Annotated in this window: 12 protein-coding genes and 2 pseudogenes; 10 read left to right on the forward strand and 4 right to left on the reverse strand. The window is 65.1% G+C overall.

All coding sequences use genetic code 11. The annotated features are described in order from the left end of the window. Positions 1-18: 18 nt before the first annotated feature. The 6 genes and pseudogenes from G6N55_RS04580 to G6N55_RS29705 form a co-directional block, all read left to right on the forward strand. Positions 19-1,440 carry an alpha/beta hydrolase gene (locus tag G6N55_RS04580; RefSeq protein ID WP_085225684.1) on the forward strand — a complete coding sequence of 474 codons (1,422 nt, stop codon included), beginning with the start codon at positions 19-21 and terminating at the stop codon, positions 1,438-1,440. Positions 1,441-1,446: 6 nt separating this feature from the next. Continuing rightward, on the forward strand, positions 1,447-1,884 hold the full coding sequence (locus G6N55_RS04585; protein ID WP_308206558.1) for a DUF6653 family protein: 438 nt from the start codon (positions 1,447-1,449) through the stop codon (positions 1,882-1,884). A gap of 10 nt (positions 1,885-1,894) precedes the next feature. Next, positions 1,895-2,143, forward strand: a complete 249-nt coding sequence (locus tag G6N55_RS04590) for a hypothetical protein (RefSeq protein ID WP_085225688.1) — start codon at positions 1,895-1,897, stop codon at positions 2,141-2,143. A gap of 30 nt (positions 2,144-2,173) precedes the next feature. Continuing rightward, on the forward strand, positions 2,174-3,886 hold the full coding sequence (locus G6N55_RS04595) for a serine/threonine-protein kinase PknH/PknJ (RefSeq protein WP_085225491.1): 1,713 nt from the start codon (positions 2,174-2,176) through the stop codon (positions 3,884-3,886). A 92-nt stretch (positions 3,887-3,978) separates the two neighbouring features. Continuing rightward, positions 3,979-4,592: pseudogene (locus G6N55_RS29450) on the forward strand (transglutaminase-like domain-containing protein); the annotation flags it as partial. Between the two features lie 12 nt (positions 4,593-4,604). Then, positions 4,605-4,958, forward strand: a pseudogene (locus G6N55_RS29705) (DUF5994 family protein); the annotation flags it as partial. A 29-nt stretch (positions 4,959-4,987) separates the two neighbouring features. On the opposite strand, the gene G6N55_RS04605 reads toward G6N55_RS29705, so the two are convergent. Further along, positions 4,988-5,602 (reverse strand): DUF5994 family protein, encoded by a 615-nt coding sequence (locus G6N55_RS04605; protein ID WP_372517629.1) that lies wholly within the window; start codon positions 5,600-5,602, stop codon positions 4,988-4,990. A 329-nt stretch (positions 5,603-5,931) separates the two neighbouring features. Here G6N55_RS04605 and G6N55_RS04610 point away from each other — a divergent pair, with 329 nt between their 5' ends. Together G6N55_RS04610 and G6N55_RS04615 are read left to right on the forward strand one after the other, a co-directional pair. After that, positions 5,932-6,435, forward strand: a complete 504-nt coding sequence (locus G6N55_RS04610; protein WP_085225495.1) for a DUF5994 family protein — start codon at positions 5,932-5,934, stop codon at positions 6,433-6,435. 392 nt (positions 6,436-6,827) lie between these two features. Then, complete coding sequence (locus tag G6N55_RS04615; RefSeq protein WP_085225497.1) at positions 6,828-7,031, forward strand: cold-shock protein; 204 nt, start codon at positions 6,828-6,830, stop codon at positions 7,029-7,031. Positions 7,032-7,035: 4 nt separating this feature from the next. Here G6N55_RS04615 and G6N55_RS04620 read toward each other — a convergent pair whose 3' ends face one another. After that, the gene (locus G6N55_RS04620) at positions 7,036-8,358 is read right to left on the reverse strand and encodes a fatty acid desaturase family protein (protein WP_085225690.1); all 1,323 of its coding nucleotides are present in this window, start codon (positions 8,356-8,358) and stop codon (positions 7,036-7,038) included. Positions 8,359-8,633: 275 nt separating this feature from the next. Beyond that, the gene (locus G6N55_RS30300) at positions 8,634-8,843 is read right to left on the reverse strand and encodes a DUF6131 family protein (protein WP_372517630.1); all 210 of its coding nucleotides are present in this window, start codon (positions 8,841-8,843) and stop codon (positions 8,634-8,636) included. A 56-nt stretch (positions 8,844-8,899) separates the two neighbouring features. Here G6N55_RS30300 and G6N55_RS04625 point away from each other — a divergent pair, with 56 nt between their 5' ends. Continuing rightward, positions 8,900-9,772, forward strand: a complete 873-nt coding sequence (locus G6N55_RS04625) for an NYN domain-containing protein (RefSeq protein ID WP_085225501.1) — start codon at positions 8,900-8,902, stop codon at positions 9,770-9,772. Here the strand turns inward: G6N55_RS04625 and G6N55_RS04630 are convergent. Next, positions 9,765-10,967 (reverse strand): fatty acid desaturase family protein, encoded by a 1,203-nt coding sequence (locus G6N55_RS04630; protein ID WP_085225502.1) that lies wholly within the window; start codon positions 10,965-10,967, stop codon positions 9,765-9,767. The genes G6N55_RS04625 and G6N55_RS04630 overlap by 8 nt on opposite strands. A 446-nt stretch (positions 10,968-11,413) precedes the next feature. Here G6N55_RS04630 and G6N55_RS04635 point away from each other — a divergent pair, with 446 nt between their 5' ends. Beyond that, positions 11,414-12,850, forward strand: a complete 1,437-nt coding sequence (locus G6N55_RS04635; protein ID WP_085225504.1) for a WS/DGAT/MGAT family O-acyltransferase — start codon at positions 11,414-11,416, stop codon at positions 12,848-12,850. Positions 12,851-12,862 lie beyond the last annotated feature (12 nt).

Here is a 12,862-nt window from a genome sequence, read left to right on the forward strand (position 1 = left end):
AGCAGTCATACCTCGCTGATGCACGGCTGGGTACCGGTCACGGTCCAGGTCGTCGCCGGGATCGTGCTGGCGCTGGCCGTCGGCTGGCGATCACGGCGCTGGCGCATGGTGTGTCTGCCGGTCGCGGCCGCGATCGGTGGGGCCGCGGCATATGGAACGCATTGGTACGTCGTCGACCAGGGCCTGTCCGAGGAACCCGCGCCCGTCGCGCTGTGGCTGTGGACCGCACTGACCGCGACGGCCGCGGCGGTGCTGTTTCTGGGCTGGCGCGGCGCGCGTGGCTGGCAGCGCAGTGCCGCCGTGGTGTCGGTGCCGCTCTGCCTGCTCTGCGCCGCGCTGATGCTCAACCTGTGGGTCGGCTACTTCCCCACCGTGCAGTCCGCGTGGGGCCAGCTCAGCTCCGGCCCGCTGCCCGACCAGACCGATGAGGCCACCGTTACCGCGATGGCGGCCAAGGGAAGTCGGCCAGCGCACGGCAGCGTGGTGCCGGTGGTCATCCCGTCGTCCGCGTCGCACTTCAAGCACCGCGGTGAGTTGGTGTACCTGCCGCCCGAGTGGTTCGACACCAGCCCGCCGCCGGCCCTGCCGACGGTCATGATGATCGGCGGGCAGTTCAACACCCCCGCGGACTGGACGCGTGCGGGCAATGCGATCAAGACGATCGACGACTTCGCCTCGGCCCACAACGGCGAGGCCCCGGTGCTGGTGTTCGTGGATTCCGGCGGGGCTTTCAACAACGACACCGAATGCGTCAACGGTGTTCGCGGCAACGCCGCCGATCACCTCACCAAAGATGTTGTCCCCTACATGGTTTCGAGCTTCGGCGTCAGCCCGGACCGAGCCCACTGGGGCGTGGCGGGTTGGTCCATGGGCGGAACCTGCGCGGTGGACCTGACCGTCATGCACCCGGACCTGTTCAGCGCGTTCGTCGACGTTGCCGGTGACTTCTTCCCGAACGCCGGCAACAAAGCACAGACCATCAGCCGGCTGTTCGGCGGAAACGCCGACGCGTGGGCGTCATTCGACCCGAGCACCGTGATCAACCGGCACGGCCAGTACCACGACGTGTCCGGTTGGTTCGCGATCTCGTCGGACGGCCCACCCGCCGCGCATCGGGACGTGGCGATCGCGGACACCGCCGCGATGCGGCTGGCGGCTCACGAGGCCGCCGCCAACCCGAGCAACCAGACCGCCGCCGCCTACTCGCTGTGCGCCCTCGGCCGCGCCAACGGCATCGACTGCGCGGTGCTGCCCCAGCCGGGTAAGCACGACTGGCCCTTCGCCGACCGGGTGTTCGCCGCCGCGCTGCCGTGGCTGGCCGGCCAGCTGGGCACGCCCGGCGTGCCGCGGGCGCCGTTGCCCGGCGCATCGCCTGCCGACGCGCCTTCGGGCGCGACAACGGTGGTCCCGGCACAGCATTCCAACACCGCGACGAGGTAACCGCGGATGCCGTCCGTTGCACGGCTGCGGCGTGCGTTGTTCGCCCGGCACTGCAATCCGTGGAGCGCGTGGACGCGTTGGGCCAGCACGCCCCTGATCCTGGTGCCGGCGTGGACGAGGCGTCGCAGCCACGCGGTCTGGCTCGCGGTGTGGCTGGCGGTCAATCCGTTCGTCTTCGGCAAGCCCGCGCAGCTGCGCGCCTGGTCGACCAGGGCGATGCTGGGCGAGGAGCTGTGGATCAGCCGCCGTCCCCGCGACGGCGCCACCGTGGTCAGTGGGCTGACCTCCGCGACGGCGTTGGTCGCTGTCGTGGCCGCGCGCCGCCATCGGTTGCTGCCCGCGGCCATCGCCGCCGCGCTGCAGATGTCGCTCACCCTGGTCTATTGGGAGCAAATGGTGCGCTATCTCGAGCGGGAGCGGCGGGACGCAGCCACGCGGCAGTAGCGTGGCAACCATGCCCGACGAACCAGCAAACCCCGGCACCGCCCCGCCCGACACCGGGTACGACAGCGCGGGTGTCCCGACTTTCGATGCGGTGCGTGAGAAAATCGAGACCCGCTACGCGGCGTCACTGGGCGACGCCGAACTCGACGCCGAATCCCCGGAGGGCCGCTCCGTCGACGAGCAATACGACGAGCGCCAGCGCGCCGCGGCCGAACGGTTGGCGCAGATTCGCGAGTCGATGCGCGCGGATGAGGGTTAGGGCCGTTGGCTTGACGCCGGGGGGATATCGATGAGTGAGACGCGGGTGGGGACCCGGTTTGGCCACTATCAGCTGCGCCGACTGCTGGGCCGCGGCGGGATGGGCGAGGTCTACGAGGCCTACGACTCCGTCAAGGACCGCGTCGTCGCGCTCAAGCTGGTGTCCGAGCAAGTCGGCTCCGACGACGTCTTTCGCCGGCGCATGCAACGCGAAGCGCAGACCGCGGGCCGGCTGGCCGAACCACACATCGTGCCCATCCACGATTACGGCGAGATCGACGGCCAGCTGTACATCGACATGCGGTTCATCGAAGGCGACGACGTCGGCTCCGTGCTCAACCGCACCGGGCCGCTCCCCCCACCGCGCGCGGTCGCCATCGTCGAACAAATCGCGTCCGCACTCGATGCCGCCCACCGCGCCGGCGTGATCCATCGCGACATCAAACCCGAGAACATCCTGCTGACCCAGGGCGACTTCGCCTACCTGGTCGACTTCGGTATCGCGGCCGCGGCCAGCGACCAGCGGGTCACCAAAACCGGTGCCGCGGTGGGTAGTTGGAACTATATGGCACCGGAGCGCTTCGGCAAGGAAGATCTCACCTACCGCGTCGACATCTACGCCCTTGCCTGCCTGCTATACGAATGCCTCACGGGGGCAAGACCTTTCCAGGCCGATAGCCTCAGCAGCCTGATGGCCGCACACATGATGGAGCCGATCCCGCGGCCCAGCCGGCGAAATCCGGCCATCCCGACCGCATTCGACGACGTCATCGCTCGCGGGATGGCCAAAAACCCCTACGACCGCTACGTCACCGCCGGCGACCTCGCGCAGGCCGCCCTGCATGCGCTCAGCACGCCGGACCAAGACCGGGCGACCGACCTGATCCAGCACAGTCAGCACTTCGCCCCGCCACCTCAGCCCTGGATCCAACCGACACCCGTCCCATCGGCCTGGGTGACCAGCCCGCCGCCGTGGACGCCGCCCGCGGCGCCCAAGCGCCGACTGGGGCTGGTCATCGGCGCTGTCGTGGTCGTCGTCGCGGCGGTCGCCGGCACCGGGATCTGGGCGGCCCTGCGCAAACCCAGCGCGTCGCACACCGACACCCCCGTCACCAGCACCACCGCACCCCCGATCACGAGCAGCTCGCCGTCGCGGGGCGCGGCACCGATAGTGACTCCCGCCCAACTGAATTCGCTGCTGGCGCCGGCCGATCTGGTCAACACCCTGCTCAGCACCACCGGCATCGTCGTCGACCACAGCACCACCGAGATGACCGATCCCGGCCCCGACAACACCTTGTCGGACGACCGGTGCCTGGGAGCACTCATCGGCTTCCAAACCCAGACGTACAAGAGCAGCGGTTACACCGCGATGCTTGCCGAGTTGATGGAGAAGCCGCAGAGCGACCCCGGCTACGTCGTGGTCCAGGGCGCGGTGATCTTCGCGTCCGCGAGCCTGGCTCAGTCGTTTGTGACGGCCCAGGCGGAGCAATGGCGAACGTGCGCCGGCACAACCGTGACTCAGGTCAACAAGGGAACCACATCCCACTGGACATTCCGCGAGGTCAGCGGCAATCCGCCCAATATCGCCCTGCAACACACTTTGGCCAACAGCCCGGTGGTGTGCCAGCACGTCCTGGCCGCGGTCTCCAACGTGGTTCTCGACGTCAACGGCTGCGCCCCCGGAATCATCAACCAGCCCAGGCAGATCGCCAACCAGATGGCAACCAAGATCCCTGCCTAAACCGTTGCCGCACAAGCCAACAGAGCGCAGGTAATCCCGACAGGCCCGTCATGCGGTTGGCGTAGCCGGGGTCACGGGCGCAGTATGGCGTTATGAGACGAGAAGTGGGCGTGGAGCTCGAAGTCGAAATCGCCGCGGCCACGACGTTGGAGTTTCAAATCGCTGTTGCACCGCATCCATGCACCGGGGTCTTCGAGGCGCTGGCTTCGTCTTGAACGGACAGCAGGTCCACCCCTTGGAAATCAGCGGTGTGCACGGTAACCGGATCCACAAGTTCGATGCCGGTGTCGGCACACTGAAGGTCGACTACGCGGCCACCGTGATTGGCCAGACGGATCCCACTCCGGTGACCGAATACGACCAGTCGATGTATCTGCGGCCCAGCCGCTACGCCGAGGCCGACAAGTTCTATGGTTTCGCCGCAACCGAATTCGGTAATGACCACGATTCGGCGACGCTTTTGGAGCACGTGAGCTCGTGGGTGGGCACCAGGCTGAACTATGTGCCGGGCTCCAGCGATCCGATTGACGGGGCGGTGGAGACGCTGCTGTCCGGCAAAGGTGTGTGCCGCGACTTCGCGCATCTGGTCGTGGCGCTGCTTCGAGCGGTGCAGGTCCCCGCCCGCCTGGTGTCGGTGTATGCGCCCGGCCTGGCCCCCATGGACTTTCACGCGGTGGCCGAGGCTTTTGTCGAGGGGCAATGGCGGGCGTGGTGGCCACATGGTCCGGACTTGACCGCAGAGTTGCCGGATCTGCTCTCGGTGCTCTCAGTTCGACTCGGGCCGATCGGTCGCGTGATCTACAACATGAACGAATGGGCAACGCCACCTGCAAAATTCACGACCGCAGGACGTACGGTACGGCTCGATGGATACCGCCGCCAACCGATCAATACCGTCCAAGTCACTGGGCTCAATCGCGATAGAATCGTCCTCCTGGTGGTCTCACCGGATGCCGACCCAGACCAGGCGCACGCCATCATGATGAGCGCCGCTGGGCCAAGCAATGTCTCGACCACCGAAAGCCTCCTGATGGTCAAGCAGGAAACGGACCATCAAAAGGTGAGCTCATAGCGGCAGCCATCAGGCAAAGCTGCTGGAAATCAACGTGATCCGCTCTTGACCTCAGCACGCCGGGTGCGACGGATGTTGAACACTCGTTCGCCGCGGGCCGCGCGGAGAATGGAGTCGGCGGTCACGAACGCCCGGGAATCACGATGCGCCGCAAGGACGGACAGGCCCGCGGAGCGGCGCAACAGCATCACCGCAAGGGCCGTGCCGGTGCGGTACGGAACGATCAGAATCTTTGCCCGCGCATCGTGACCGCAAACCGTCATCACGTGCGGGTGGATACCCTGCCACCAGGCCCAATTCAGATCCGGCTGGCGTTGTATCGATGGCCAGTTGACGTTGATGTCGATGACCTGGCCTAACCGGACCTCCAATACGGAGACCAATTCGGGGAGCTCCCGCGAGATCAGCCCGGTCCGGGGCCACCACGCTCCGTCAATTTTGTCCCCGAGCCCTGATGCCAGAGTGAGCCGCAGGGGGCTGGCGGGCCGCCGCGCCTCCACAGTGCCCGCAGATACGCGCGCATCCGCGGTTGGATTCTGTTGAGAAGCAATGATATCGACCAATGCATCTGAGCGACTCACAGGGCGGCCCCTCGGAGGGTCGAAGCGATCGGACCGCAAGTCGGGCCGACGGAGGAATCGCATTGCCCGTAGCGCCGACAACGTAACAGCTCACCGTCAACGCTACGCCATTATCCGGTCGTACGTAAGGCTGTCGGCTCGGCGAAGCTCTACCGTCAGCGAGGAGGACTACCACACAGGCTCGCTGATCGCTGAATTGCGCTGTTCCGAACGTATTTCCAGCCAAGGCGTGGCGCGCCCGCTGACCGGCACCGCGCATCGAACATCGCCCTTCGGCGATTCGCGCGTCGTCCGCGCGGTGGCGGGAGTTATGCTCATGCGGTCGTGGGCTTGTCGAGTACCGCTTCTCCGGTAGCCGTCTGCGATGGCAGAAATTGGTAGACGGGAGCGTCATGGTGGCGCACGTTTCGTCGTCCCCCGCCAGCCCGACCCGATTGACGCTGTGCGACCGCGACCTCAGCCAGGCCGCCGTCGACGCGGTGTGGTGGCCCAAAAGCTTGGATTTGAGCGTCGAGCTGCTCGACCTGGTAACGGTGTTCAACCTATGGCTGGGCCGGGTGCGCCGAGTCGTTTACGACCCAACCGCATGGTTGCCCGCCCCGTCGCGAGTTCTCCGCCGCAATGAGATGGTCTCCCTTGACCCGTATCGGATGGTGTTCAGCGACACCATCTACCTGAAGGGCGCCAGGTCTCGCGACGCCGTGCTGTTCGTGTTGTCGCCGTCCAGTTCCGCCGACGAAGTGAAGCAGCTTCTCGACGAGGTCGCCGCGTCAGCACAACCGATGAATGCCAGCGTATTACGGCAAATGGTCCGCCAACGTGCGCCGGATTCCGGGCGTGCGTTGGAGCCGGCACCCGCCATCGGGTGCGGTGTGGATTGGACGCCGGGGCGCTGAGGCAGCCCGATGCGGCAGGAAAGCCGTAACATCAATACCGCAACGGGGCGTATACTTGATAGATTGGGACCACACAGGCCCCCATCGAAGGGCCGTGATGACAGACAAGTCTCCCCGCCAAGCCATGACGAAGAAATCGAGTAAATCCCTGAAAGAGAAGCGCGCCGATAGGCGCGCCAAGGTCGCGCAGACTTCGGCGACTGAGGTGTTGGCGCAGACCAAGAAGCGTTGAGTCGATAGCCCGTCGAAATCCCGCCTCATCCTGCAGGCCCGGAGAAATCATCCGATCCAACGCCGTTGACGTGCGGCGCTGTCCGTTGGGCACACCGCGGTCGGGTCAGAATCTTAGGTGCATCCGAATTGCATCTAGTTGAAAAAGAGAGAGAAAAAGAATGACACAGGGAACTGTGAAATGGTTCAACAATGACAAGGGCTTTGGCTTCATCGCCCCCGATGACGGCGCAAAAGATGTGTTCGTCCACCACTCGGAGATCCAAGGTAGCGGTTTTCGCTCCCTTGAAGAGAATCAGCGAGTGCAGTTCGAGATCAACCAGGGACCCAAAGGCCCCCAGGCCGTGCAAGTGACCATCGTCTAGCCTTTCAGTACGAAAGCCCCTGGGGCGGAGTGGATGTCGTCCTAGTTTTGCGACGAGCAACCGCTCGCCCCGGGGGTTTTGGCAACACGGCATCTCGGCGCCATCGTCGGACTGCCGCGATCGCCGTTTTGAGGCCACGGTGACGACCCGTTGCCGGATCGGTCCCGGCGAACCCGGGCGCCAGTTCGGCGAACATCCGCTCGCTGCGGGTCTCCGCTGCGTCGTCAGCGGTGTCGCGCAAAAAGCGGTCCGGCAGTGAGAGTTTGGCGATGGTGCGCCACGTCTTGCCGCACTGCACCAGGAATGAGCCTGTGGTGTAAGGCAAGTCGTACTTGTCGCACAACGCGCGCACTCGCACCGAAATCCCACGCAACCGGTTGCTCGGCAGGTCGGGGTACAAGTGATGCTCGATCTGATAGCACAAATTCCCACTCATGAACCGCAGCCCCGGTCCGGCGTCAAAATTGGCACTGCCGAGCATCTGGCGCAGATACCACTGCCCCTTTGATTCGCCGATCATGTCGGTCTTGGTGAATTTCTCTGCGCCATCGGGGAAATGACCACAGAAGATCACCGTGTCGGCCCACACGTTGCGGATCACGTTGGCCGCCAGATTCGCCCTGAGCGTGGATCTGTAAGTCGCGGCGGGCGACAGCGCGGTGAGACCCGGGAACGCGACGTAGTCCTTGACCGCCTGCCTTCCCGCCTTGACCGCCAGCTCGCGCACCTGCCGCAGGGTAGTCTCGCGGTCCGCGCCGGGCTTGAGGATCTTGCCGAGTTCGATGGGCTGGAAGCCGATTCCCCACTCGAAGCCGAACGCCAGGATGGTGTTGAACAGCAGGTTGCCGGCGTTGAACGGCCTCCAGGGCTGGTCACGAGTAACCCGGAGAATCGCGTATCCGATGTCGTCGTCCATTCCGACGATGTTGGTGTATTTGTGGTGCTGGTAGTTGTGGGTCGACCGCCAGTGTTTCGACGCTCCAGCCATGTCCCACTCCCACGTTGAGGAGTGGATCTCGGGGTCGTTCATCCAGTTCCACTGGCCGTGCATGACATTGTGGCCGATCTCCATGTTCTCGACGATCTTGGCCGCCCCCAGGGTCACCGTTCCGGCCCACCACGCCCAGCGTTTCGAACTGGCGGCCAGCAGGAGCCGGCCCACCCCCTCGAGGGCACGTTGTGCGGCGATGGTGCGACGGATGTAACGCGCGTCGCGCTCACCCAGGGATTCCTCGACGTCCACCCGGATCGAATCCAGCTCAACGGCCAAAGCGTCGATGTCGGCCTCGGTCAGGTGAGCGAAGGCGGCAATGTTACTGATTGCCACGTTGGTGTCCTTAAGTTCGTAGGGGCAGAGCTGCACCGCAGCCCGTATCGCGGAGCCGCCGGCTGGCCCTATCGGCAACTGAGGCCGCGAGCGCGGTGGCTTTACTGCGATATCTGGCTGGGTGGTTGTCTGCACCCAATTGATTTGCACACCAACGCTATTCGTAGCCCTGGTGAGATGGGTCTGGCCTGGCGGTTACCCAGCGAAGCGAAGTTTGTCGCAACCGGAGCCGCGGCTGGCCTGGCCGGGCAGCCGCGCCGGATAACTCTGGCTCCTTAGCAGTAGTGGCGGCGGTCGCCGACTACGGGCCCCATCAGTTCCATCGAGGCCACTAGCAGGCCGGCGACGACAAGAAGAGCGCCGAGAACCAAAACGACTTGGGTTTGGTTGAAAGTCTCAACAACTAACACGCTACACCCACAACCTGGCGGTCCGTCGCTATCGCCGCGCCCGGGCTTGATGCGTTGGACTCGGTGGCGCACCATGACCGAATGGCTGCTCTCGAAACGCTGGACCCGGTAGTCCACGGGGTGAACGCAGGATGACCGATTCCACCACCACCCGCGTAGCGGTGTACCTCGACTTCGACAACATCGTGATCTCCCGCTACGACCAGGTGCACGGACGCAACTCGTTCCAGAAGGACAAGGCCAAGGGGCTCGAGGCGGACCGGCTGCAGTCGGCGACCGTCGACGTCGGCGCCATCATCGATTTCGCGTCGTCGTTCGGCACGCTGGTGCTCACCCGCGCCTACGCGGACTGGTCCGCCGACGTCAACGCCGCCTACCATGGCCAGCTCGTGGGCCGCGCGGTCGATCTCGTGCAACTCTTCCCGGCCGCCGCTTACGGAAAGAACGGCGCCGACATCCGGCTGGCCGTCGACGCGGTCGAGGACATGTTCCGGTTGCCCGATCTGACGCACGTGGTGATCGTGGGCGGCGATTCGGACTACATCGCGTTGGCGCAGCGGTGCAAGCGGCTCGGCAGATACGTCGTAGGCATCGGGGTGGCCGGCGCCAGCAGCCGGTCCCTGGCTGCCGCCTGCGACGAGTTCGTCACCTACGACGCACTGCCCGGAATACCCACTGCCGCAGCGCAATCCACCGATTCCAAGAAACGCGGCCGGCGCCCGAGCACCACCTCTGAAGTCGATGACACACCAGCCGATGCGCAGGCCGCGGCCACCGGGTTGCTCGAACGCGCGCTGCGTATCGGCCTGGAGAAGGACGACACCGAGTGGCTGCACAACTCGGAGGTCAAAGCCCAGATGAAGCGGATGGATCCGTCGTTCAGCGAAAAGTCTTTAGGTTTCAAATCATTCAGCGATTTCCTGAGGTCCCGCGACGACCTCGCCGAACTCGACGAGACCAGCACCACGCGTTTGGTGCGGTTGCGCGCCGATTCGGTTACGTAGCCCGAAGGGCAAGAATTGCTGTCGCCAGTCCGCGCCGCGCCGCGCCGGGGACGTGCGATCGTTGCGACGTGTTCCGAAACCTGTACTCGGACGCGGTCTCTGGCGCGTCGTCGGAGGTAGCGGTCAAAAACCGGTCCGGCAGCGCCAGCTTGCAGATGGTGCGCGCGGTGAGCAGGAACTGGCGATGCAGCGGGCCGGTCGTGTAGGGCAGGTCGTAGGTGACACACAACTCGCGGACCCGTTCGGCGATCTCGGGGTATCGATTGCTCGGCAGATCGGGGAACATGTGATGTTCGATTTGGTAGCAGAGGTTTCCGCTCATGAACCGCATCACCGTGCCGGCCCGGAAGTTCGCGGTGCCCAGCATCTGCCGCAGATACCATTCCGGCTTCGTCTCGCCGACCAGCACTGACGGCGCGAACTTTTCCGCCCCGTCGGTGAAGTGACCGCAGACGATGACGATGTACGCCCACACGTTGCGCAGTCCGTTGGCAACCACGTTGGCCCCCAATGTGCGCCACCACCGCCGGCGACTCAGCGCGGGAAACACCACATAGTCCTTGCCGACCTGCCGAGCGATCTTGCGCAGCAGCGCCGTCTTGTGCGCATCTTTACCGGCGCTGGTCGTCTCGCGCTCCTGCACCGAGTACAAGCAGTGCAGGGCAACGCCCCACTCGAACAGCAGCGCCAGGAGCAATGCGCGCAACGGCTGCGCCAAGGCGCTGCGCTGCCACTTCTCGTCTCGAGTCACTCGCAGGACCCCGAAACCGAGATCGTCGTCCACGCCGACAACGTTGGAAAAGACATGGTGCTTGTAGTTGTGGGAGTTCTGCCACTGGGATGTCAGACCGGCCATGTCCCATTCCCAGGTCGTGGAATGGATTTCCGGGTCGTTCATCCAATCCCACTGGCCGTGGCTGATGTTGTGGCCGAGTTCCATGTTCTCTATGCATTTGGCCGCTGCCAGGGTGCCGGTTCCGGCGGCCCAGCCGAACTTGCCCTTGCCGAATCCGATGATCAGCCTCGCCACGACTTCGAGAATGCGGTGAAAAGCGATGGCGCGCTTGATATATACCCGATCCGCGGCGCAGCGCGAGGCCTCTATATCGCTGCGGATTCCGTCCAGCGCAGCCCCGAACGCCTCGAGATCCGAGTCGCTTAGATGGGCATATTCCGGAACGTCAGTTATGGCCATTGACGCTCAACGCCATTCGCGTGCAAAGGCGCGGGGCGTTAGCGCGGCAATGCACGGTCGAGAAAAGCTGGCAGGCCGCAGCATCCTAGGTAACGTCCGATCTTCTTGGGTGGTTCGTTGCGCGCGCAGGACAAGAATTGGGCGCGAGGTCAGACAGGCGAACTTATCTCAATCGGCACAGCAGAACTGTGGGTCCGGACCACCTCTATAGAGCGGCAAGGCGATGCGCAGCGCAAGGTCGTCCCAGGAACGTAGCGTTCCTGAGCACGGCCGACCCGTTTCGTTGGGCACCTGCCTTACCCCCTAGGCGTTGTTTGGATCTCTGAGGCTACATCAGCCGCGCGATATGCGGGTATGCGCATGACTTCCGGTGCCTGCTCGTGATTTTCCCGCAATGCAGCTAACCGGCCTACGCTGGCCCCCAGGAGCGAGCGCAGGGGGCGCCAATGCGGCAACTTAGTTGGACCGACGACATGATGTTGCGCGCGGAAACGCCGGCGACGCCGATACAGATTCAGCTGCTGCTGATTTATGACCCGTCGACCGCCCCGGGCGGCAAGGTGACCTTCAAGGGAATTCTCGAGGAACTCGACGCCCGGCTGCACCTGGCGGATATCTTTCGTCGCCGGCTGACCGAGTTGCCCGGCGGTTTGCATCGGCCCTACTGGGTGGACGACCCGAACTTCGATCTCGAATACCACGTCCGGCATATCGGGCTGCCCCAACCCGGTGACTGGCGACAACTGTGCATCCAGGTCGCGCGGCTGCACGCCCGGCAGGTCGACCTGCGGCGCCCGCCCTGGGAGATCACCGTGATCGAGGGGTTGAATTCGGTCTCGGGGGTGCCGAAGGGCTCCTTCGCAATGGCATTGAAATTGCACCACTGTGCGGTCGACGGGATGGCCAGCGTTCAGATGATCGCGGCGTTGCACGACCTGGCCGCGGACAGCCCCCGGCCGGCCGGGCCCGACCGTCCCTGGCAGCCCGATCCGCTCCCGTCGAACGCGGCACTACTCTCCCGCGCGACGCTCAACACCGCGCTGTACCCCTGGCGCGCGAGTGGGGTGCTGGCCTCCAACGCTCCCAAGGCGGCGCGCGGCCTGGCCGGCCTGCCGAGCAAGCTGATCGGAGGTGCCGTGCGCACGGCCGCGCGCGGCGCGGTGCCGTCATTTCCGCCGAAGACCCGCTTCAACCAGACGGTCTCGCCGCATCGCGTCTTCGAGGCGCGGTTCCACGATCTCGCCGATTTCAAAAGGATCAAGGCCAGCGTCCCGGGCGCGACGATCAACGACGTCGCACTCGCCTACGTCGGCGGTGCGCTTCGCGCCTACCTGGATGGCCACGGCGAGCTGCCGGGCGAATCGCTGGTCGCGGCGTGCCCGATGTCGGTACGCAAGCCAGGCGATACGACCAGCAACGGAAACGAACTGTTCGGCCGTCTGCAAACGCTCGGAACCGACATCGCCGATCCGATCAAGCGGCTCGCGGCAATCGCGGAATCGACCGCGGGAAGCCGCTCCGACGCGAAATCGAACGCCACCAATCGGCTTCTCGAATTGATTGGCACAGTGCCGACTTCACTACTCGGAATGACGGCGAAGGCCGCGAGCGCGCTCCCGATCTCCGGCCCGACGGTCGCCAACACGACCGTCACCAATGTTCCGGGCCCCACCGAACCACTGTTCTTCAGCGGTGCCCGACTGGTCCGCGCCGCCGGTCTCGGCCCGTTGGTCGGCGGCGCGAACCTCATCCACGTCGTCGCCAGCTACAACGGGACGCTGTCGATCAGCGCGACCGCCGATCGCGACGCCCTGCCGGACCCGGCGCGGTACGCCGCGTGCATGGACGAGTCGTTCGGCGAGTTACTCGCGGGCGCGGACTGACCGGCGAGGCCG

This window comes from Mycobacterium florentinum, assembly GCF_010730355.1.
Taxonomy (GTDB): Bacteria; Actinomycetota; Actinomycetes; order Mycobacteriales; family Mycobacteriaceae; genus Mycobacterium; species Mycobacterium florentinum.